Below are 22,899 nucleotides of genomic sequence, written 5' to 3' on the forward strand. Positions count from 1 at the left end.
GATCAGCGGATCGGCGGCGCGTATTGGATTCCACCCTTATTCCAGAGCTGGTTGAGGCCGCGAGCGATCTGCAACTTCGATCCGGCGCCGACATTGCGATCGAACATCTCCCCGTAATTGCCGACGGCCTTGATGATCCGGGCGAACCAATCCTTGGTCAGGCCGAGCTGTTCACCGAGATTGCCGTCGGTGCCGAAGGCGCGCTTGAGATCGGGCTTGTCCGACTTGGCCATCTCGTCGACGTTCTTCTGGGTGACGCCCATCTCCTCGGCGTTGATCTGCGCGAACAGCACCCACTTCACGATGTCAAACCACTGATCGTCGCCGTGACGAACCATCGGGCCGAGCGGCTCCTTGGAGATGATTTCCGGCAGCACGACGTGATCGGCCGGACTACCGAGCTTCAGCCGCATCGCGTAGAGCTGGGACACGTCCGAGGTGAACACGTCGCAGCGGCCGGTCTCGTAGGCCTTCAGGGTCTCGTCCGCCGAGGCGAACGCGATCACCTCGTACTTCATGTTGTTGCCCTTGAAATAGTCGGCGAGGTTCTGCTCGGTCGTGGTGCCGGTCTGCACGCAGACCGAGGCACTGTTCAATTCGAGCGCCGAGTTCACCTTGAGCGACTTCTTCACCATGAACCCCTGCCCGTCGTAATAGGTCACGCCGGTGAAGTTGGCGCCAAGCGATGTGTCGCGCGACAGCGTCCAGGTGGTGTTGCGCGACAGCACGTCGATCTCGCCCGACTGCAGCGCAGTGAAACGGTCCTTGGCCGACAGCGGCACGAACTTGACCTTGGTCGGGTCGTCAAAGATCGCCGCGGCGATCCCGCGGCAGACGTCGACGTCGATCCCGGTCCAGTTGCCCTTGTCGTCCGGCGAGGAGAACCCCGGAAGGCCGCTGCTGACGCCGCAGGATAGCTGGCCCCGATCCTTGACCGTCTTCAGAGTTTGCGCCGAGGCGGCCTGAACCGACAAGGCGGCGGCAGCGGCAAGGGCTAGGGCCAGGGGAACGCGTTTCATGGGCTTGGGCCTTTCAGGGTCGTCCGCGGACGTTGTTTTTGGTCACCTGACGCTCACCGGGCCACCCGATGATCCACCTTGCAGCAAATAATGCTGACCTGACCGGCAGTTTGACTGCAAATCGGTCAGGCAACGGGATCGAAGGTCGCGGCAGGCCCCTCAACGTGCGGCGACTGGAAGTTGCGGCGCATCACATAGCGACTGGCGTGCCGGGTCAAGGGGTTGACGCATGTCTTCCGCGTCCTGTTAGTAACACTCCCCAGCGTAGCTCTGCGCTTCCGATGCGTTACGGCTGCGGCAAAAAGTCTAACGGCGACGACCATGACCTCCTCCGACAATTCCACGCCCTCCCGTCCACAACACGCCGCCACCCGGCTGGTCACGGCCGGCCGCGACACCAAGGCTCAAAAGGGCTTTGTCAATCCGCCGGTCTTCCATGGTTCGACCGTGCTCTATCCGACGGCGGAGGACCTGCATGCCCACCGGGGCGAATTTACCTACGGCCGCCACGGCACGCCGACCACGCGGGCGCTGCAGGACGTGCTGATGGCGCTCGAGGGTCCGCAATGCGTCGGCGTCGGGCTCGCGCCGTCAGGACTGGCAGCGATCTCGACCACCCTGCTCGCGGTGCTGAAAGCGGGCGACCATCTGCTGGTCTGCGACAACGTCTACCGGCCGACGCGCAATTTCTGCAACGGCATGCTGGCGCGCTACGGCATCGAGACCACATATTTCGATCCATTGGTCGGCGGCGGCATCGAGGCCCTGTTCAGGCCGGACACCCGCGCGGTGCTGGTCGAGGCGCCGGGCTCGCAGTCCTTCGAGATGCCGGACGTCCGTGCGATCGCCGCGGTAGCCCACGCGCGCAGCGCGCTTGTCATCGACGACAACACCTGGGCCACCCCGCTCTATCATCGTTCGCTCGAGCAGGGCGTCGACATCAGCATGCAGGCCGCGACCAAATATATCGGTGGCCATTCCGACATCATGTTCGGCACGATCTCGGCGAACGCGGCGGCTTGGCCGCTGGTCTCCGAGGCGATCCGTCTGCTCGGCGTCTGTGCCGGTCCGGATGACGTGTACCTCGCGTTGCGCGGCGTGCGCACGCTGTCCACCCGGCTCGCGCAGCACTATCGCTCCGGGCTCGAGATGGCGCGCTGGCTTGCCGCCCGGCCCGAGGTCGAGCGTGTGCTGCACCCTGCCCTCGAAACCGATCCTGGACATGCGATCTGGAAGCGCGACTTCACCGGCGCCTCGGGTTTGTTCAGCATCGTCCTGAAGCCGGTGCCGCAACAGGCAGTCAATACCATGCTCAACACGCTCACGCTGTTCGGCATGGGCTTTTCCTGGGGCGGCTTCGAGAGTCTCGCGATCCCGTTCGATTGCAACGAGTATCGCACCGCGACCAAATGGGCGCCGGGCGGGCCGACGCTGCGGCTGCATATCGGGCTCGAAGATGTCGACGACCTCAAGGCCGATCTCGAACGCGGATTTGCGGCGCTGAAGGCGGCTGCCTGATTCACTTGCAATGGTGTGCATGCGGGTGCCGAGCCGCGGCCTCGCGTATGGCGATCGACGCTGCTCGTCTCGATCACTTAAGCCCCGGGGTTTTGCGGGGTTGTGACGGCGTCGATAACCCGCCGTTCACCATCCCCGCCAATCCCCTGATCGGCCAGGCCCAGTAGCAAGTTCCCTTACACTTTTGCCGCCGTAGTGATGCTCCCGGGAAGGGCTGTCAGCGCCGCGAGGCTGTGACCGCCTGGCGTAAGGGCATTCAGTCAGTCACATGAAGACGGCACGTATCGTGGTCCTGGCCATCGCCGGCGTCGCAGGCCTCGCGGCCACGTATCTCGCGAGCAGCAGCACCACCGATCACAAGCCGGCGCCTGTCGCGCCGGTCGCGCAGTTGCCGACCGTCGAGGTGCTGGTGGCCAAGTCCGACATCGGGCTCGGTCAGTCCGTCAAGCCCGAGGACGTGCAGTGGCAGCGCTGGCCCGCCGAGACCGCGAGCAGCGGCTTCATGCGCCGCGACACCAATGCCGACGCGATGAAGGACGTCATCGGTTCGATCGCGCGCGCCCCCTTCATCATCGGTGAACCGATCCGCGAGCAGAAACTGGTCAAGGCAAACGGAAGCGGCTTCATGGCCGCGATCCTGCCGGCAGGCATGCGCGCGATCTCCACGGAGATCACGCCGGAGACCGGCGCCGGCGGCTTCATCCTGCCCGGCGACCGCGTCGACGTGATCCTGTCCAAGCGCGACAAGAACCCCGATCGCGTCGGCTCCGACGTCGTCGTCACCGAAACCCTGCTGTCCAATGTCCGCGTGCTAGCGATCGACCAGGCGCCGAAAGAGAAGGACGGCAGCAACTCGCTCGTCGGCAAGACCGCGACGCTCGAGCTGAAGCCGGAACAGGCCGAGACGCTCGCGCGCGCCCGGCAGAGCGGCACGCTGTCGCTCGCGCTGCGCAGCATCGCCGACATCAACGACAATACGGTCGAGACCTCGACCAACGACCAGGCCCCGAAGCGGGGCGAGAGCATCAGTGTGGTTCGCTACGGCGTCCTCAGCTCTCAGACGACACAGAAGTGATGGGGGCTTCGCAGATGATATCAGGTGCAACACAACTGAAGGCGCGGACCGCATTGGTCCGTACACTGTCATTTTCGGCGGTCGCGGCGCTGATTGTCATCCCGGCCCTGTCTCCTGCCGCTGCGGCCGATCCGGACAAGAACGCGGATGTCGCGGTCACCAACAGCATCCCGGTCAAGACGCGCTTCCTGGCGCTCGGCGTCGGCAAGTCTGTCGTGATCGACCTGCCCCGGGAAGCCAAGGACGTGCTGGTCGCCGATCCCAAGATCGCCAACGCGGTGATCCGCTCGGCGCAGCGCGCCTACATCATCGGCGCCGCGGTCGGTCAAACCAATGTGGTGTTCTTCGATGGCGACGGAGCCCAAGTCGCTTCCTACGACATCGCGATCAAGCGCGATCTCAACGGCCTCCGCGCCGCGCTCAGACAGATGCTGCCGGGCGTCAATATCGAGGGTGTCGGCGACAGCGTCGTGCTGACCGGCTCGGTATCGAGCCCGGTCGAGGCCCAGCAGGCCGGCGACGTCGCCGCAAAGCTGGTAGGCGGCCCCGACAAGGTCGTCAACTCGATCGTGGTGCGCGGCCGCGACCAGGTGATGCTGAAGGTCACCGTCGCCGAAGTGCGGCGCGATCTGGTCAAGCAACTGGGCATCGATCTCAGCGCCAACATGAACTACGGCACCGCTGCGGTGGTGTTCAACAACAACAACCCGTTCACCGCGAACAACGGACCGCTCGTCTCCGGCAACGGCTTGGCCGGGGCCGCCCTGACAAAGGCCGGTGTGCCGTCGGTCACCGCGACGCTGCGCGCGATGGAGAGCGCGGGTGTCGTACGGACGCTGGCCGAGCCGAATCTCACGGCCATCTCCGGGGAGTCCGCGACATTCGTTTCCGGCGGCGAATTTCCAATTCCAACCGGCGTGACCTGCCAGACAACGACATCGGGCACCATTGGCAACTGCGTTCAGACCGTCAGCTTCAAGAAATTCGGGATCTCGCTCAACTTCACGCCGGTGGTGCTGTCTGAGGGACGCATCAGCCTGAAGGTGATGACCGAGGTGTCCGAGGTCTCGATGGAGAACGCGTTGACCGGCGGCCAGGGCGGAACGACGATTCCGTCGATCAAGACCCGCCGCGCCGACACCACGCTGGAGGTGCCTTCCGGCGGCTCGATCGCGATGGCCGGATTGATTCAGGAGCAGACCAAGCAGGCGATCAACGGCATGCCCGGTGTCGATCAGATCCCGGTTCTGGGACAGCTCTTCCGGAGCCAGGACTTCGTCAATTCCGAGACCGAGTTGATGGTCATCGTGACGCCCTATGTGGTGCGCGCCGTCGCGCAAAAGGACTTGTCTCGACCGGACGATGGATTTGCCTCGGCCTCCGACTCGGAGTCGGCGCTGCTCGCGCGCATCAACCGCATCTATGGCGTCGCCGCCCGCGCCGAGCCGATCGGCGCCACGCCGGCCAATTTCGGCTTCATCATCGACTGACGCGGGCTTGAGGGTTGGGGATCGAACGATGACACGCAACACACTCAGCAGGCGCTCGACGATACGACCGCTGTTCAGCGTCCTGCTCATGGCGATGGCACTCGGCGGATGCAATACGGCGACCACCGACATCGTGACCGGGACCGTGCCGGACGACTACCGGCAGCGCCATCCGATCGCCGTCACCGAAGGCGAGCAATCGATCGTCGTATTCGTCGGTTATGCTCGTGGCAACCTGACCGAGACGCAGCGCGACGACGTCGTGGGGATCGCCCGCGGCTGGCGCCGCGAGGGCACTGGCGCGATCGCGATCGATGTGCCGGTTGATACGCCGAATGCGCGTGCGGCCGGGGCGATCTATCAGGAGATCCGCGGCTTGCTCGCATCGATGGGCGTGCCCGGCCATGCCATCACCAGGCGCGCCTATCACCCCGACGATCCGCGCGCGCTTGCCACCATTCGCGTGAGCTATCCCAAGATGGCGGCTGTTGCCGGTCCCTGCGGGGTGTGGCCGGCCGACCTCGGCCCCTCGCTCGACAATCCCGCCTATATCCAGAACAAGGAATACTACAATTTCGGCTGCGCCACCCAGCGTAACCTGGCGGCGATGGTTGCAAATCCGTCCGACCTCGTGCAGCCGCGCACGGAGACTGCTGCCTACACGCCGCGCCGCTCGATCGCGTTCGACAAATACCGCAAGGGCGTCACGACCGCGACAACCTATCCTGAAGCTGACAAGGCCAAGCTGAGCGACTAAGGCAATGACCGCCGAACAACAAGACGAGCAACCGCAGATCGACGACTATATCGCCCCGGCGCCGCGCATTTCGGTGCAGGCCTTCTGTGCCAGCGTCGCAACCGCCACGACCGCGCGCGCCGCCGCCGAGGATCGTCGTCTCGCCAAGGCTCACCTCTCCGTCCATATGGGCGGCATCGCCGCCGCGATCGAGGCCTATCATAAGGCGCCGACGCCGAACGTGATCATCCTGGAAACCGAGCCGGGCACGGATTTCCTCGCCGGCCTCGACGACCTCGCGGCGGTGTGCGATCCCGGCACCCGCGTCGTCATGCTCGGAAACGCCGCCGATGTCGCGCCCTATCGCGAACTGGTCCGCCGCGGCGTCAACGACTATGTGGTCGGCCCCGTCAAGGTGCTCGACATCGTGCGCTCGATCTGCAGCCTGTTCTCGGCAACGGAAGCGGTCTCGGTGGGCCGGTTGATCGCGGTCGCCGGCGCCAAGGGCGGCGTCGGCGCTTCGACCGTTGCCCACAACGTCGCCTGGACCATCGCGCGCGATCTCGGGCTGGATTCCGTCGTCATCGATCTCGATCTTGCGTTCGGCACCGCCGGCCTCGACTACAACCAGGATCCGGTGCAGGGTATCGCGAACGCCGTGTTCTCTCCCGAGCGCCCCGACACCGCCTATATGGATCGCCTGCTCGCCAAGTGCAGCGACCATCTCAGCCTGTTGGCGGCGCCTGCGACCCTCGAACAGGTTTATGACTTCGGCGCCGATGCGTTCGATGCAATCTTCGATACGATGCGCATGACCACCTCCTGCATCGTTCTCGACGTTCCGCATCAATGGACGGCCTGGACCAAGCGCACGCTGGTCGGTGCCGATGACATCCTGATCGTCGCCGAGCCCGACCTCGCCAACATGCGCAACACCAAGAACATGGTGAACATGCTGAAGGCGGCGCGCCCCAACGACCGGCCCCCGCTCTACTGCCTGAACCAAGTCGGCATGCCGAGGCGGCCCGAGATCGAGGTCAAGGAGTTCGCCAAGACCATCGAAAGCGTGCCGATCGCGACAATTCCGTTCGACAGCCGACTGTTCGGCGAGGCCGCCAACAACGGGCAGATGATCGCGGAAGTGTCTGCGCGCCATCGCACCACGAAGACCTTCCTACAGATCGCGCACCGTCTGACCGGCCGTCCCGATCTTGCCGAGCAGCGCGGCTCGCTGCTGACGCCGCTCCTCAGGAAGCTGCAGGGTCATCGCGACGGCAGGCGCAAGGCCGCGGGTTGATTGCGCGGAAGTCGCCAGCGGATGGATTTGGTCGCGGTGGAGAAATGCAAGCGCGCGTGTGCGGGTGTTGCACTCAGCGACGTCGAAACGTGATCGTGCCCGCGATCTAGTCGTGATGATTGGCCGCGACCGGAATCCGGCCGGTGTCGGTCCGGCTTGCGTCCTTCCGCGCCAACAGCCGCTTCAGCGTGGCGACGTTGGCCGAGCCCTGCTCCGGCGGCAGATTCGCCTTCATGATGCCCTCGGCCTCGGCCTCACGGCCCTGCAGCCCCACCACGACGGCGAGATTGGTTCGCACGCGCATGTCGCCGGGAGCGCGCTCGCGGGCGCGACGCAATGTCGCCTCGGCCTTCGGCAGATCTTTCGACAGCAGGTAGGACAATCCGAGATTGGAGAGCACCGAAGGATCGTCCGGCCGAATCTTCAGCGCGCTTGCGTAGTACTGGCGCGCCTCGTCATGGCGATCGAGTTGATCGAGCACGGCGCCCTGCGCAGACAGGATACGCCAATCCGGATCGTCGGGGCTGTGCGCGCGACCGAGCACGTCGAAGGCCTGCTGGAAATTGCCGTTGTCGGCGAGCGCGCGGCCGTAGCCTGCGAGTAGCGGCTTGTTGCCGGGCTGGGCCAACACGGCCTGCTCTAGGACTGCGACCGCCTGCTCCCGCTGGCCAGTGGCCCGCAGTGCCTTGGCGTATTTGAGCGCGGCATCGGCATCCCTGGGATTGGTGCGGACGCGCTCCTTGTAGGTGTCGAGGTCGCGCCGCGGATCGGCGGACGCCTGGCTCGGCTCTGCCGTATCGCCCAAGGACCCGGTGATGTCTCCGGCAATGTCTGAGGACGTCTGGCAGGCCGACAATCCGACCAACAGGACGGCAGCCGATGCTGCGCTCGCGAGACGGTTCACGCGGCTTATGTGTCGGGGTGATTTCTGGAACATCAACGGGGACTCAGAACAGCGAAGGTTCCCGGATGCTCACAGCTTAACCCTAATGGCGGGTTAAGGTCGGTATCGTGTTCAGGTCATGCCCGCGCGAAGCGAGAGTTGGATGGTTGGGCGTGCCGGATTAATCGATAAATTGGGCGCCGAATTCGTGCCCGATCCGCCAAGCCAGACGGCATTGGCGTGGGCTGCCGGTCGAGAAGATGATGGTGAATTCCGGCGGGACTTCCAGATATTCGGCTATCACCTTGACACCACCGGCAGAAATATCGGTGATCATGCAGTCCCGAGGCAGTGATCCGGTCCCGATCTGGATTTTGGCGACGCTTCTGCAGACGCGACGTTCGCTCTTGCGGCGATTGACAAACATCCTGATCCCCAAGCACGGCTGGACGAGTTTCTGGTTGCCGCAGTCGTAGCGCGGAAAGATTGGAAACTGCCTAGCGGAACCGCTCGCAATTGATCGGTTGCCTTCCAGCTTCATTTACTTCTGACGATTCCTCGCCCGCACCGCCTCCAGAGACGCGTTAGGCCGCTTTTTGGCCCGATCCCGTCTCGCCGCCGGGTTCCGGTGAGAACAAAAAGGGGTTGATCCGCGGTCGATAGGCGGTAGCCTGACCCGTTCGACTCGATTTGCCGGGATACGGAACAGGCATGGGAAGCATGGTCCTACTTGATCTGATGGGTGGCGTCGCGCTGCTGCTGTGGGGCCTGCATATGGTGCATAGCGGGATCCTGCGCGCCTTCGGCCCGGACCTGCGGCTGCTCCTGGGCAAGGCGCTGCACAACCGGTTCAGCGCCTTCGCTGCTGGCCTCGGGCTGACCGCCCTGCTTCAGAGTTCGACCGCGACCGCCCTGATCACCAGTTCGTTCGCCGCGGAAGGCCTGGTCAACCTGGTGCCCGCGCTTGCCATCATGCTGGGGGCCAATGTCGGCACCACCCTGATCGTCCAGGTGCTGTCGTTCAACGTGGCAGCGGTCGCGCCGGTGCTGTTCATCCTCGGCCTGGTGGCCTTCCGGACCGGACCGCGCTCCCGGATCAAGGATCTCGGCCGCGTCTCGATCGGCCTCGGCCTGATGCTGCTAGCGCTGCACATCCTGCTCGACACCCTGGCGCCGGCCGAAAGCGCCCCGGGCGTGCGCGTCTTCATGAGCGCGATCACCGGCGATCCCGTGCTCTGCATCTTCATCGGCGCGGTCGTCACCTGGCTGGTCCATTCCAGCGTCGCCAGCGTGCTGCTGGTGATGTCGCTGGCTTACTCCCAGTTCATTTCACCCTATGCGGCGCTGGCGCTCGTGCTCGGCGCCAATCTCGGCAGCGCCATCAACCCGCTGATGGAAGGTGCGCGCCGCGATGATCCGGCGAGCTATCGCCTGCCGGTTGGCAATCTCGTCAACCGCTTCGTCGGCATCCTGCTGGTGGCGCCGTTCCTGCGCCCGATCGCCGAGCACATCCAGGTGTGGCAACCCGATCTCGCCAAGGCGACGGCGCTGTTCCACATCGCCTTCAACGTCGCGACCGCGATCCTGTTCATCGGCGTCCTCGACGCCCTGGCGCGGCTGCTCAATCGGCTCCTGCCCAAACGGGTGCAGGAGACCGATCCGTCACGGCCGCGCTATCTCGACGAGAGTGCGCTTGAGACACCCTCGCTCGCGCTGACTGACGCCGCGCGCGAGGTGCTGCACATGGGGGATCATGTCGAGGCCATGCTGCGTAACGTTATGGCGGCGATGATGACCAACGACCGTGCCCTGGTCGACCAGGTGTCACGGATGGACAACACCGTCGACAGCCTGAACGAGGCGATCAAGCTCTACGTGACCAAGCTCACGCGCGGCAGCCTCGACGAGCGCGAGGGACAGCGTGCCATGGAGATCGTCGCCTTTGCGATCAATCTCGAGCATATCGGCGACATCATCGACAAGAATCTCAGCGAGCTCGCCACCAAGAAGATCAAGCGCCGCCTGCAATTCTCGAGCGAAGGCGCAGAGGAATTGTCGGCATTCCACAAGCGGACCATCGACTCGCTGCGGATCGCATTCGGCGTCTTCATGTCGGGCGACGCCAGCGAGGCGCGCAAGCTCCTAACCGAAAAAGCCGCGTTGCGCGCGGCCGAGTTGGCTGCCGTCGAGCGTCATCTCGAGCGCCTGCGTGAGGGTCGCCCCGAGACCATCGAGACCACTTCGCTGCATCTGGACGTACTGCGCGACCTCCGCCGCATCCACTCGCATATCTGCTCGGTGGCCTACCCGGTCCTCGATGCAGCCGGCGAGACCGCGGCCTATCGCGAGAGCGCCGTCGAGGCCGCAGATCTTCCGGCGCCGGCCGCCGGAAGGCCGTGATCAGCGGTCGAGCGTCTTCGACGCCTTGCCGCGGTTCTTCACGATCAGCATGATGTTGCGGATGTAGATCAGGGTGGCGAGGCCCTGCCCCAGGATAATCACCGGCTCGCGCTTGGCGAGGCCGTAGATCAGCGTCATCAGGCCGCCGCCCATCGAGAAGAACCAGAACGCCATCGGCACTACGCTCTGGCCGGCGCGCTCACTCGAAATCCACTGCACCAGGAAGCGTGCAGTGAACAGCAGTTGCGCGACGAGGCCGAACGCCAGCCAGAAGTCGAACTTGGCGACGAACACGTCGTAGAGATAGGCGTTCAGCGCCTGGCCGTACTGAATCAGCATCACCTTACCTCGGTCACATCAGGCGCTTCAGCAACATTAGTCACCTCAGTAACGACCGGTGTCGGCTTCTTGCGGCGGATCAGCCACCACACGCCCACGAGATCCATGATCCCGATCCAGAGCCGGTCAAAGAATCCGTAGTTCGAGACCCCGGCATGGCGCGGGCGATCGATCACGTCGACATAGGCGATCGCAAAGCCTTCGCGGCGGACCAGCGCCGGCAGGAAGCGATGCAGCCCGTCGAAATAGGGCATCGACAGGAACACGTCGCGCGGAAAGGCCTTCAGCCCGCAGCCGGTGTCACGGGTGCCGTCGCGCAGGATCGCGGCCCGTACCGCATTGGCGATACGCGACTGCATCTTCTTGAATCCGGTGTCTTTGCGCCCCACCCGCTGGCCTGCGGCGAGGCCGACGCGGCCATTGCCGCTCTCAACCGCCGAGATCAGGTTCGGCAGGAAGACCGGGTTATTCTGTCCGTCGCCATCGAGCGTCGCCACGATCGCGCCGCGCGCCGCACGCACCCCGCTCCGCACCGCCGCCGACTGTCCCGTCGAGACGGCATGTCGAAGCTGTCTGAGATTGCGCCGCTGCGCCATGATCGCTGCCAGCCGTTCGGCGGTGTCGTCGGTCGAGCCGTCATTGACGTAGATGATTTCGTAGGCCCAGCGGCCGTCGAGCGCGGCTGCAATCTCGGTGATCAGCGGCGCGATATTGTCGGCCTCGTTGCGCACGGGCACGACGATGGAAACGGCGACCGGCGTCTGGTCGGGAAGCGGCAAATCAGCACTCGAGGTTGGCGTTGTTTCCGGCTGGAACCGGCCCGATCCGGCCGTCGGGCGACCGCTTTTATGGGGCGAAAGCGTTCCTCGCAACCCTTTTGAGGCGCCCCTCTGACGGTCCGGGCAACGCTACGACGGTGCCGTTGCGATGGATGGCGAAACCAAGGCGGCGGGCAGCGAACCAGTACCGCACACCCATTGCACCGATCACGCCAACCAGCGCACCGGCCACCACGTCGCTCGGGTGATGGGCCAGCAGCACCAGCCGCGTCGCGATGATCATCAGCGCGTAGAGCAGCATCACGATCCGCGCCCGCGGCCATACCGCCGACACCGCGAACGCCAAAGCGAACGCGGTGATCGCGTGCCCCGAGGGGAAGCTCGAATAAGCCTCGGTGCCGGCGAAATGATGGAAGTTGAAGGCGTTGGCCTTGCCGCCGACAAAGGGCCGGCCGCGGCCGACGACCCATTTGATGACTTCGCCCACGGCCACCGAGAACGCGACCGACAAGAACAGATATTGCAGCCGCGTTCCGAGGCTGAGCAAGGTCGCATGAGACACGCCGCGGGCTACAGGCGCCGCCAGCGCGACCGCAATCAGCAGACCCCCAAGTGCCCATAGCACATGCGTGTCCTTGCCGAAGTCGGTCAGGATCCGCGCCCACCACAGGCTCGGCGTGCCGCGCGGCGGCATCAAGCTGATCTCCTCGGCGTCGACGAGATACATCAGCGTGATGATCGTGGCGCCGGTGACGACGACGAGCAGCAGCACATGACGCGCCGAGCGCCTTGCGGCCTCGGCCCTCCGCGAATGTGACGGCGCGCGCACAAGCTGCGCGAACGATAGCCAGACCAGCGTCAGCAATCGGCCGAAGTAATTTCCAGTGTCCTGGGACGCGGGCAGCAACGCCATCTCATTCCGTTCCTTCGGAGCGGAAGATTGCGATCGAGACCGCCTTACCCTGCGAGATGTTATAGCCCTCGATCCGCACCATCGCGTTGTAGCGCAGCCCGATCGCCTCGGCGCGCTGGACGAAGGAGCGCTCGGAGCGCTGTTCGACCAGCGCAAAGCGGCAGGCACCCTGAGCCAGGAAATCGGCGGCGCCCGATCCGTCGGTCAGAAGTGTCGACGTGTCCGTCATGAACACGAGGCTCGGCTCGAGGAAACCTGCCGCGGCCGCTTTCGGGCCGACGCAAGTCACGGTGCGCAGGGCGCGCGCCACCTCCTGGCTCGGAAATACCGTCGTGAGCCGCGGCAACACCACGCCGTAGGTGCCCGCCGCCATCAACACGGCGGCGACGGCGGCGTTGAGCAGCGAGCGCTCGGCGCGGCTGTCCTCGAACAGCCGCCAGGCAACCAGGCCGAACACCATCGCGACTGCAAACAACGGCCAGGCCGGGAATACCGGCTGATGAATGGCCTTGATGGCCCCGACGATAACCAGCACCGAGCCGGCGGCAGGGATCGCAAACCACCAGGCCGAGCCGCGCGTAAGCCAAGGAGAGCGCGACAGCACGCGCCGCTCCAGCGCGCCCGCGGTCAGGATCGCGATCGCCGGATAGAGCGGCAGCACGTAATGCGGCAGCTTGGTCAGAACGGCCTCGAACACGATCCAAGACGGGATCAACCAGGCTAGCAGAAACTGCGCGCCGGGCTGCCGCCGTGCGCGCCAGACCGCGGGCGCCGCCATCGCCGCCAGCGGCGCACCGGGCCAGAACGTGATCCAGAACAGCAGAAGATAGATGCCGGGCGGCGCGCCATGGGATTCCTGCGCCCCGAGCTTGCTCAACATGTCGCCGCCGACCGAGTCGGCAAAGAAGGTGTCGCCGGCGCGCAGGAAGATCAGCACGAACCATGGCAGCACCAGCACCAGCAGCCACATCAGGCCCCAGACCGGACGCATCCGCCCGAACCAGGCGAGCGACCTGTCGAAGAAGGCGAGCACCGCCATCGCGAGCCCGACGAACATCAGGATCAGCGGCCCCTTGAGCAGAATGCCTCCCGCCAGCGCAGTCCAGAAGATCGCAGGCGGCCCCCACGACGGACGTGCCGGATCCTCGCCGCGCTGCCACGACAGATAAACCCGCGCCATCGCGCCCATCGCCGCGGTCACCGTGAACAGCAACATTGCGTCGGTCTTAGCGAGCCGCGCCTCAACCCCGAGCAGCACGCAGCTTGCCATCATCAAGGCAGCCAGCGCTGCACCCTGCCGGGTCACGAAGGCCAGCGCCGTCCAGTAGGTCAACAGCACCGCGCCGATCGCGCCAATCAAGGATGGCAGGCGATAGACCCAGATGCGCACCTGGGCGCGCGGCACGCCCAGCGCGGAGACCGTCTTCAGCGCCGCCGCCTGCATCCAGTAGATGCCAACGGGCTTCTTGTAACGAACATCGTCCTGGAAGCGGATGTCGACGAAGTCGCCGCTCTCGACCATCTGCTTGGTCGCCTGGGCAAAGCGCACCTCGTCGCGGTCGATCGGCGGGATCGTGAAGAAGCCCGGCAGGAACAACACCAGACAGGCCAGTGTCAGGAACAGGACCGAACGCCAATGGCTGGCCGTTGCGAACTCGAACGCCATGAACAACCTGCGGCTCGAATGCGCAGGTTTTACAGACTGTTGCCCTGCTCCGAAGCGCCGGGGTTGGAGGCCATCCACCATGGGTTTCGCATACGATGAAACCGCGGCGCAAACAACTGTGCAGTTCCGCTTTCCCGCGCCATCATTGCACGCGGATCACAACGGTATCCGCAGCGCCCATGGCATCGATCACGGTCAGGCGCGCGAAGCCCGGCCCGGGCGGATCGATCAGGCGCTGGCGCCGACTGTCGATGTCCCCGGCTGAGACACCATTGATCATGACTGTCAGCGGCAGCACGCCGCCCGCGACTTTCACGGGCATGGCCGCATTGCGGCCGCCCTCGGAATGGTCGACGTCGATGCGTGAACCGTTCAGCGGAAATTGGATGTGCGGCGCCTGGTCATTGCCGCTGCGGATGAGCTCGCCGAGCGGGCGGAAACGTCGCAGCGGCGGCGGCAACTTCGCGTTGCTCGCGATCAGCACGCCCCGCGGTGGCTTCGGCAGCGCCGCCGGGATCTTGCCGGTGCGCGCGAAGGCGTCGAACAGGATCGGCGCCGCGGCGGAGCGGCCGACTAGGCCCGGTACCGGTGAGCCGTCCGGCCGGCCGACCCAGACGCCGATGGTGATGCGGCTATCGAAGCCGATCGACCAGGCGTCGCGATAGCCGTAGCTGGTGCCGGTCTTGAACGCGATCCTGTTGGGCACGCCGTTCTCCGGCGGCGGCGTGCCGAGCAGGACGTTGCCGACCTGCCAGGCCGCGGCCTGATCCATCAGCCGCATCGCGTCGCGCCGGTCATTGTCCTGCATGATCTCGCGCAGCGGCTTGGTCGCCCCGAGCCGCGCCAGTCCCGAATAGAGCTGCGCCAGATCCTGCAGCGTCACGCCGACGCCGCCGAGTCCCATCGCCAGACCCGGCGCCTCGTCCTTGGGCAGCACCAGATTGGTTCCGGCCTGTCGCAGCCGCGACGACAGCCGGCTGGCGCCGACCCGGTCGAGCAACGCGATCGCCGGCACGTTGAGCGAAAACTGCAATGCCCTGCGCACCGGCACCGTGCCCTGGAACGTCATGTCGAAATTTTCCGGCGCATAGGTGCCGAAGCGGATCGGGCGGTCCTCGATAAGACTCTCCGGATGCACGAAGCCGTCCTCGAAGGCGAGACCATAGATGAACGGCTTCAGCGTCGAGCCGGGCGAGCGCACGGCGCGGGTCATGTCGACCTGCCCTGCCCGCCGCTCATCGAAATAATCGGCTGAGCCGACCCGCGCGAGCACATCGCCGGTCGCATTGTCGACCGCGATGATCGCGACCGAGATATCGGGCCCTAACGCGACCGCGCGATCGCGCGCCAACGCCTCGAGATTCTTCTGCAAGATGGCATCCAGCGTCAGCTTGATGACAGGAGCGTCCTTCATCGTCGCGATCGCCTGATCGGCCGAGTGCGGCGCCAGGATCGGGATCTGCCTGCGCATCTTCGGCACCGGCACGGCCTTGGCCTGGGCGGCATCGTCCTTCGACACCGCGCCTTCCTCGACCATGCGATCGAGCACGCGGTCGCGCGCAATGTGCGCCGCCTGCGGATAGCGGTCGAGCCGTCGCCGCTCCGGCGACTGCGGCAGCGCTACGAGCAGCGCAGCTTCAGCCAAGGAGAGGCGCTTCGGCTCCTTGCCGAAATAGGCGATCGATGCCGCGCGTACGCCTTCGAGATTGCCGCCGAATGGGGCGAGCGCGAGGTAAAGGTTGAGGATCTGATCCTTGGAGAACTGCCGCTCCAATTCCACCGCGCGCACCATCTGTCGCAGCTTGGCGTAGACCGAGCGTTGATGCCGCGGCTCCATCAGCCGCGCGAGCTGCATCGTGATGGTCGAACCGCCGGAGACAATCTCACCACGCGTGACAAGCTGGAATGCGGCGCGCGACAGCGCCAGCGGGTCGATGCCATGGTGCTCGTAGAAGCGCTTATCCTCATAGGCGAACAGCAGCTTCAGGTAACCCGGGTCGACGTCGGTCTTGGCGTCGACTGGCAGGCGCCAGCGACCATCGGCCATCGCATAGGCGCGCAGCAGCTTGCCATTACGGTCGACGACGGTGGTCGAGACCTGCTCGGCCTGCGCAATCGGCAGAGGCGGAAGCGACCGGACCCAGGCGGTGAAGGCGCCGGCGATCGCGATAAGCGCGACCGCCATCGCGGCGGCGACGCGAACCGCCCATCTCCTGCCATCAGCGTCCTCCTCGCGCGCCGCGGACGTGGATTCCCGGGTCGTCTGCGCGACGACGAGCTTCGCGCTTTCGCCCGCGCCTGACGACTGATGCTGGTTCACCACCTCGCTCATTTCGCCGACGTCACCTCGACCGTCCCGGTGCCGCTGCGGCCGTAGCGCGAGGGATTGTACATGTCCTCGACATAAGCCTGCGGCAGCACGTATTTGCCCGGCGACACCGCGCGCACGACATAGGCGACAGTGAACACCGACTTGTCGTTGGCGGCACGGTCGATCGCCGCGGTGAAGCGGTCATCGCGGAACTCGGTGTTGTTGGCCTCGACGCCGTCCTCGATCCAGTCGAGCGTGCCGGAATCGCCCGACGACACCAGGTGCGGATTGTCGATCTCGAATCCGGCCGGCAGATAATCGGCCACCATGATGTGCCCGAATTCCGGCTTGGCCTCCGTGACCTTGAGGACGACAGCGAAGCGATCATTCTGCCTGGCCTTGGTGACATCGGCCGGCTTGCCGTCGAGCGTGAAATAGCTGCGCTCGATCTTGAAGCCGTTGGACGCCGCGGGCTCCGGCGTGATCGGCGAGCCCGACACCGAGATCACCGCCTGCACCGGCGCATCGCCGGTGTTGGTGATCTTGAGCGGCTGGCCCGCCATCTCCTCGGCCCTGTAGCTGCGATAGACCGCCGTCCTGACCGGCTGGCCGTTGATGTCGAGTGCCAGCGTCTCCTTCGCGAGCGCGCGCGCCGCCAGCACCATCCACGCATTCTCCTGCGTCGAGGTGTAGGGCGAAAGCCCCCGCGCGGCCTCGACCCGCAGCACCGCCTGCGTCAGCGTCGCACGCGGCGCGTTGCCTTCGCCGGCGAGCGAGACCAGCGCCGCCGCATCGCGCAGCGCCGAGCCGTAATCGACCCGGCCGAACTCGAGCACCGGCTTCGGGTTCAGCGCATCGAGCGCGGCACCATAGACCCGCTCGGCGCGGGCCTTGTCGCCGACCAGCGCCAGCGCCGCGGCAAGCTGCGCCTTGGCGATCGGCGTCGCCAGATTGGTCAGCTTGGTATCGGCGAGGTAGCGCAGGTCGCCGATCGGGGCTGCGCCATTGCGGGCGAGCACGTAGAGGCCGTAGGCGAGATCGCGGCCGCCGTCCTTCTCGGGCTCGTTGGCGTTCACCACCGAATTCCTGACGCGGTCGAGCGCGCTCTTGAACAACACGTCCGGCACCGCAAAGCCCTTTTCGCGGGCACGGGTCAGGAAATCCGTGACATAGGCGTCGAGCCAGGCATCGTCGCCGCCCGCCGACCACAAGCCGAATGAGCCGTTCGAGCCCTGCCGCGCCAGCAGCCGGTCGATCGCGTCACGAATGCGCTGGTCGACCGCGGTGTCCATCGCGAGATGTGCGCCGGCGGCAAGATCGTTGACATAGAGCAGCGGCAGCGCGCGGCTCGTGATCTGCTCGGAGCAGCCATAGGGATAGCGGTCGAGCGCCTTCAGGATCGTCGCGGCATCGAGCGCAGTGGAAAGGCTTGCAGAGATCGATACGCCGCCGGTGCCCGGAACGAGATCGGAGAACATGTCAGAGGTCAGCGTCAGACTCTCGCCCTTCGCCAATGTCCGGATCGAGCGCCGCGCCAGCACTTGCGTTGCCGGCTTGACGTCGAGCGCATAATGCCGTGCCAGCGTCAGACCGTTCGGCCCGGAGATATCGACATCGAATTCCGCACGTCCCGCAGCGCCAGCCCCGAGGCCGAAGGACAGCGACGTGCGCTGCTTGGCGTCAAGGCGGACGGTATTCTCGAGGGTCGCCACGCCGTCCCTTGTCATCAACATCTTTGTCGCGTTGCCCGACAGCTTCGCCGGTCCCGTCGCCTTGACCCCGAGCGTATAGTCTCCCGGCGCGCCTTCCACATTGTCGATCTCGAAGTTGACAGTGCCCTCGTCACCCGTGAGCAGGAAACGCGGCAGCGTCGCGGTCAGCACGACTGGATCGCGCACGATCACATCGGTGGTCGCACGACCGAGCTTGGTCGCGCTCCACGCCACCGCCATCACCCGCGCGGTGCCGGCGAAGTCGGGGATGTCGAAACTCACTTCGGCCGTGCCGTCGGCACCGACTGTGACGATGCTGGAATACAGCGCGAGCGGCTTCTGCGTCGGCGGCGAGCCCTGCAACTCGGCGCCGCCGGCATCACCGCCGGTCCTGATCTGGCCGCGCGTGCCCTGCATGCCATCGATCAACTGGCCGTAGAGGTCGCGGATCTCGGCGGTCAGGCGCCGCTGGCCGAGATAGTAATCATCGGGCGCCGGCGGCTTGTAATTGGTCAGGTTGAGGATGCCGACGTCGACGGCTGCGATTACCACCTTGGCGTCCTCACCCGGGTTGAGCCCACCGAGCTTGACCGGGATATTCAGCGTGGAGCCCGGCCGCACCAGCGCCGGCGGCGACAGCTCGACGGCGAGCGTGCGAGGCTTCTTGTCGATGCCGAACCATTTCAGCCCGATCGCGCGGCCCGGCATGCGCCCGGCGGCGACATCGAGCGGACGGCGCAGCGTCGTCATGACGTAGGCGCCGGTGCCCCAGTCCTTGCCGACCGGAATCCTGACCTGCTGGGTGCCCTCCTTGACGTCGACGCTCTGCGTCGTGAGCAGGCGGTCGCCGAGTACATAGACTGAGAGCTTGCCGGCGGTGCGCGCGTTCACCGACACCGTCATGGTGTCGCCGGAAGCGTATTCCGGCTTGTCGATCGAAGTCTCCAGCAGATCCGGCGTATCGGCGCTGCCGTCGGAGTACCAGCCGACGTCGAACTGTACCGAGGTCAGCGGGCCGTCGGCGTCGGTCGACTTGACGTCGAGCCGATAGCGGCCGGGCTGCGGCTGGAAGGTCAGCCGCATTGGCTCGTCGGCCGCAAGGTTGACGTCACCGTCAGCGACGCGACGTGTCGACTTGACCGGCTCGTAGTCCCAGGACGAGTTCTGCCGATACCACTGGTAACGGGACTCCAGCTTCAACAGCTCATAACGCAGCCCGTCACGTGGCAACTGCTTGCCGTCGGGTGCGACGAACACGACGTCGAACTCGGCCTTATCGCCCTCGGCCACGCTCTTGTCGCCGAACAGCGGCTTGACGCCGATCAGCGAGGTCGCGGGCGCCACCGGCAGCACGATCTTGCGCTCGACCGCGCGGCCGCCGGTCTCCGCCATGCGGATGAAGATCTGGGCCTCTTGCGGCCGGGTCGAGGTCGGCGTCTTGTCGAGCTTCACCGGGAAGGTCGCCGCGCCGTTGGCATCGGCCTCCGGCAGGTCCTCGATCGGGGTCCGCTCGTTGCTTGCGGTCTCCTCGTCCTCGACGCCGAACTGGTAGCCGGGATAGCCCGGGCGGCCCGAGGCCGCGGGCGCGACCAGCATGTCGCCTTCGAGCTGCAAGCCCGAGGCCGGCGCGCCATAGAGGAAATGGCCGCTCACTTGAAGTTCTACCGGAACTTCAGCCTTGATCATCTTGTCCTTGGCGGTGAGATCGAATTCGATCCGCTCGGGGATATAATCTTCCACCATGAAGGTGGTTTCCCCGACCGAATTCCCCTTGGGGTCGGTGAAGACCCGGACCCGCCAAGTGCCCGCCGGCACCGCCGAGTTCAGCGCCACCGCCAGCGTGCGGCCGCCGGCGCCCTGATCTGATAGCACGGCGCGGCGGAATTCGACGCCGTCAGGCCGCTCGATCACCATGGTCAGCGGCGTCCCGGTCAGGGCATTGCCCTGCCCGTCACGCAACAGCGTCGTCAGATAGACCGTCTCGTTGGAGCGGTAGACGCCGCGCTCGGCATAGACGAAGGCGTCGGCGCCGGCCGGAATCGCACGCCCCGCGACGCCGCGATCGGTAAGATCGAAGGCATTGGTCTTCAGGTTCAGAAAGGCATAGTCCGCCTTGTCGCTGGTCACGGTGAGCAGTGCCGGCGACAGCCCGCCCTCGCCGCGCGCGAGCCCGGACTCGAACAGCACGTGGCCGGCCGCGTCGGTCCTGCGGGTCGCCAGGATCTCATTGTTGCGGGCGACGAGCTTCACCTCGGCGTTGGCAACAGGATCGGTCGAGGCCAGCGAGTTGACGAAGACGTGAATGCCGTCATTGCCGGAGAAGGCCGATAGCCCCATGTCCGAGACGATGAACCATTGCGTCGCCAGCGTGCCGTCGTCATCGCTGCCGGGCCCCTTCGCGGCGGCGGTCATGACATAGACGCCCGGCTGCAGGTCGCCGAGCGCCTGATCGACCGGGAATGCAGTGACCACGTCCTGGTTCAGCGTGGTCGCCGTCGCAAGCTCGCCGGACCACACCTTGACGCCGCGCTGGCCGCCGAGTTCGGAGAGCTGGTAGCGGCTGAGCGCGCTCTGGAAGTCGGAATCGATCACCGTGTTGATCAGGTTGCGGTCACCAATTCGGAACACGTCGATCTTGACTGCCGGCGTGTTGACGCTGACCACCGGGATACCGCGCTGTCCCGTGCGCGGCAGCACATAGGCGCGCCCGGTGAAGCGCACGAACGGCTTGCGGTCGCGGACATAGATGTTGAACTCGGCCGACTTCGGCAGGCTCTCCTTGACCGTCGACGGCAGTCCGGCGCGCAGAGTGATGTTGTAGCGCTCGCCATGCTTCAGCCCGTCGACGCAGAGTTGCTTGCCCTCGGCCGACAGCGCCGGCTTGTCGGTGCCGGCCAGTGCCAGGAACGGCGCGAAATCGACCCGCTTCGCCAGCTCCTCGGAGAACTGGAAGCAGGCCCGCGGCGAGGCCGAATCGGAATCAACGGAATAATCGAGCAGCCGGAAGCCGTGCTCGTCGCGCATCTTCTCATACTGGCCTCTGATGTCGGCGACCTCGCGCAGGTCGAGCGACAGGCGAAGCGCATCGAGCGCCGGCCGCCACAGCTTGCGCTCCGACAGTGCTCTGCCGAGCACGGCCAGCGCATCCGCCTCCTCGCCCGGATTGCCGGCACGCTGATAGGCGATGTAGGCCGCGGTCGAGGCGCGCTCCAACAGGAAGGTCTGTTCGCTGGAGCTCGCCGAGCGGATCTGGAAGATGGTCTTGGCCAGCCGCAGCCAGTTGCCCCCGTCCTCCGGCGTGGTCGCGGCGATCTGGCCGAGGATTTGCAAGCCCGAGCGGACGTCATTGCGCCTGAACGCTGCGTCCGCGTCCGTGCGGAGGGTCGCGGACGACTTGTTGACCGGCCCTGCCTCGCTCTTGATCTGGGCCTCCAGCTTGATCGCGGAATCGGCCAGGTCGTCGCGCGTGAAGGCCTTGTCCGCGGCCAGGACAGCGCCAGAGCCAACGCCGATCGCCAGCGCGGCGCAAACTGCGGCGGCACGAACCAAACCGATCATGATGGAGCTCCTGAAAGGGCCCGCGGACAAGCGTCGCTCGGCCCTGAAAAGTGCGCGAAAAGGTGACGGAGTAAAGGCGCCGAAATGACCGAACAAAACCGTCACAAACTGCATTGCCAGCCGTCCTTTGACCAGTTCCAGGCGACGGTATCCTGCCGGCACGGCGTACTGGGACAAGCGGACCGGGCGGCCCCCTGCTCGCCTTTGTCGCCCGACCACAAAAATCGGTTCGGACGGACTTGGCGGAAAAGCGGATTTTTCATATTGGCGGTGCTAGAAGACGGCCACGGTCCCGTAGCTCAACTGGATAGAGTAGCGGATTTCTACTCCGCGGGTTGCAGGTTCGAATCCTGCCGGGATCGCCAAATTTTCTTCCAGAAAATCAAAATCTTGGACGCGTTGTGGCTTCGTTCTCGAGGCCAATCCGTGTTGCGCGCAGTTGCAAACGGCTGACAGGAATTTCAAGGCGTTACCAACCATTACAAACTGCTCCGCGCAACACGGCAGCAACATGGAGATTCGCAGTCTGTTCACGGAGGTGAGCAGATGACGACGCTGATCATAATCGGGGCCGCGATCGCGCTGGTGCCATTGTTTCTTTTCGTTGGGCTCGCATTCATCTCTGCGAAGGTGAACAGCTTCGGTGACCCGGGCTGAGGTTGCCAGCCGCGTTGCGAGCAGACAGCGCCTCTGACAGCCTGTACGGTGATACGATTCAGTAGCTCATCAGTGGCCCATTTGCAGGAGCGGAGATGCAGGCTGCGAAGGTTTTGTGGCATCCCATCGGAGAGATGGCTCAAGCAAAGGACCCGACTGTGTTCGGCGGGAACGAGCGAACATTTGATAGCGTCGAGCGGGCTGTCATCTTCGTGATGGAGCAAATACCGCTGCCCGACCGCATGTCGGCAATGATCCAGACCGATCAGGGTTCGATTGATTTCGGAGAGATGGAAACCATCTACGCTAGCCTCAAGAGCGCTGGCGGCCAGGACGGGGGCGGTTGAATCTATGGATGAGAGCTGGGGCTGGCGGCAAAATCTTAGTTGGCGATGGGGCTTCAGCCGCGGCAAGTCGGGGAAGCCCTATTCGTGTCCTTGGTGGGCTGACGAACAGGTCTATGGACTGGCTTTCCTACAGGGCAAAGGGGTTGCGATCCCACGCGATCCGCTTGGATGGAAAAAGCCCGCCAGTGGTGATGCCGGC

At 65.3% G+C, this 22,899-nt stretch carries 16 protein-coding genes and 1 tRNA gene; 8 read left to right on the top strand and 9 right to left on the bottom strand.

From position 1 onward, the window contains the following. Positions 1–2: 2 nt before the first annotated feature. Positions 3–1,019, bottom strand: a complete 1,017-nt coding sequence (locus P6U25_RS19165) for an amino acid ABC transporter substrate-binding protein (RefSeq protein ID WP_407146317.1) — start codon at positions 1,017–1,019, stop codon at positions 3–5. Between the two features lie 321 nt (positions 1,020–1,340). Here P6U25_RS19165 and metC point away from each other — a divergent pair, with 321 nt between their 5' ends. From metC to P6U25_RS19190, 5 genes are all read left to right on the top strand, one after another. After that, the gene (metC, locus tag P6U25_RS19170; RefSeq protein WP_407146318.1) at positions 1,341–2,537 is read left to right on the top strand and encodes a cystathionine beta-lyase; all 1,197 of its coding nucleotides are present in this window, start codon (positions 1,341–1,343) and stop codon (positions 2,535–2,537) included. Between the two features lie 268 nt (positions 2,538–2,805). Continuing rightward, entirely contained in the window at positions 2,806–3,612 is an 807-nt protein-coding gene (gene cpaB, locus P6U25_RS19175; RefSeq protein WP_407146319.1) for a Flp pilus assembly protein CpaB, read from the top strand. 14 nt (positions 3,613–3,626) lie between these two features. Beyond that, on the top strand, positions 3,627–5,102 hold the full coding sequence (locus P6U25_RS19180; protein WP_407146320.1) for a type II and III secretion system protein family protein: 1,476 nt from the start codon (positions 3,627–3,629) through the stop codon (positions 5,100–5,102). Between the two features lie 28 nt (positions 5,103–5,130). Next, positions 5,131–5,859, top strand: coding sequence for a CpaD family pilus assembly protein (locus tag P6U25_RS19185; RefSeq protein WP_407146321.1), 729 nt, complete (start codon positions 5,131–5,133; stop codon positions 5,857–5,859). Between the two features lie 4 nt (positions 5,860–5,863). Further along, positions 5,864–7,135, top strand: coding sequence for a CpaE family protein (locus P6U25_RS19190; RefSeq protein ID WP_407146322.1), 1,272 nt, complete (start codon positions 5,864–5,866; stop codon positions 7,133–7,135). 106 nt (positions 7,136–7,241) lie between these two features. On the opposite strand, the gene P6U25_RS19195 is transcribed toward P6U25_RS19190, so the two are convergent. After that, entirely contained in the window at positions 7,242–8,072 is an 831-nt protein-coding gene (locus tag P6U25_RS19195) for a tetratricopeptide repeat protein (RefSeq protein WP_407146323.1), read from the bottom strand. Between the two features lie 127 nt (positions 8,073–8,199). Further along, on the bottom strand, positions 8,200–8,445 hold the full coding sequence (locus tag P6U25_RS19200) for a PilZ domain-containing protein (protein ID WP_407152557.1): 246 nt from the start codon (positions 8,443–8,445) through the stop codon (positions 8,200–8,202). Positions 8,446–8,729: 284 nt separating this feature from the next. On the opposite strand from P6U25_RS19200, the gene P6U25_RS19205 reads away from it, so the two are divergent. Then, positions 8,730–10,418 (top strand): Na/Pi cotransporter family protein, encoded by a 1,689-nt coding sequence (locus P6U25_RS19205; protein ID WP_407146324.1) that lies wholly within the window; start codon positions 8,730–8,732, stop codon positions 10,416–10,418. On the opposite strand, the gene P6U25_RS19210 is transcribed toward P6U25_RS19205, so the two are convergent. The 6 genes from P6U25_RS19210 to P6U25_RS19235 all read right to left on the bottom strand — a co-directional run bounded on the left by P6U25_RS19210 (position 10,419) and on the right by P6U25_RS19235 (position 21,696). Next, a complete protein-coding gene (locus P6U25_RS19210) occupies positions 10,419–10,757 on the bottom strand; it encodes a lipid-A-disaccharide synthase N-terminal domain-containing protein (RefSeq protein ID WP_407146325.1) in 339 nt (112 codons plus the stop codon). Then, positions 10,757–11,536: a glycosyltransferase gene (locus P6U25_RS19215; protein ID WP_407146326.1), complete on the bottom strand. Its 780-nt coding sequence runs from the start codon at positions 11,534–11,536 to the stop codon at positions 10,757–10,759. The genes P6U25_RS19210 and P6U25_RS19215 overlap by 1 nt, the downstream gene beginning before the upstream one ends. Positions 11,537–11,603: 67 nt before the next feature. Beyond that, the gene (locus P6U25_RS19220) at positions 11,604–12,449 is read right to left on the bottom strand and encodes a phosphatase PAP2 family protein (protein ID WP_407146327.1); all 846 of its coding nucleotides are present in this window, start codon (positions 12,447–12,449) and stop codon (positions 11,604–11,606) included. Position 12,450: 1 nt separating this feature from the next. After that, on the bottom strand, positions 12,451–14,115 hold the full coding sequence (locus tag P6U25_RS19225; protein ID WP_407146328.1) for an ArnT family glycosyltransferase: 1,665 nt from the start codon (positions 14,113–14,115) through the stop codon (positions 12,451–12,453). Between the two features lie 142 nt (positions 14,116–14,257). Further along, on the bottom strand, positions 14,258–16,300 hold the full coding sequence (gene pbpC / locus P6U25_RS19230) for a penicillin-binding protein 1C (protein WP_407152558.1): 2,043 nt from the start codon (positions 16,298–16,300) through the stop codon (positions 14,258–14,260). A gap of 143 nt (positions 16,301–16,443) precedes the next feature. Beyond that, a complete protein-coding gene (locus P6U25_RS19235) occupies positions 16,444–21,696 on the bottom strand; it encodes an alpha-2-macroglobulin family protein (protein WP_407146329.1) in 5,253 nt (1,750 codons plus the stop codon). Between the two features lie 288 nt (positions 21,697–21,984). Here P6U25_RS19235 and P6U25_RS19240 point away from each other — a divergent pair. Together P6U25_RS19240 and P6U25_RS19245 are read left to right on the top strand one after the other, a co-directional pair. Next, positions 21,985–22,061, top strand: a tRNA-Arg gene (locus tag P6U25_RS19240). Between the two features lie 387 nt (positions 22,062–22,448). Continuing rightward, the gene (locus P6U25_RS19245; protein ID WP_407146330.1) at positions 22,449–22,700 is read left to right on the top strand and encodes a hypothetical protein; all 252 of its coding nucleotides are present in this window, start codon (positions 22,449–22,451) and stop codon (positions 22,698–22,700) included. The last annotated feature ends 199 nt before the right edge of the window (positions 22,701–22,899 follow it).

The sequence above is a fragment of the Bradyrhizobium sp. ORS 86 genome (assembly GCF_045571475.1).
GTDB lineage: Bacteria > Pseudomonadota > Alphaproteobacteria > Rhizobiales > Xanthobacteraceae > Bradyrhizobium.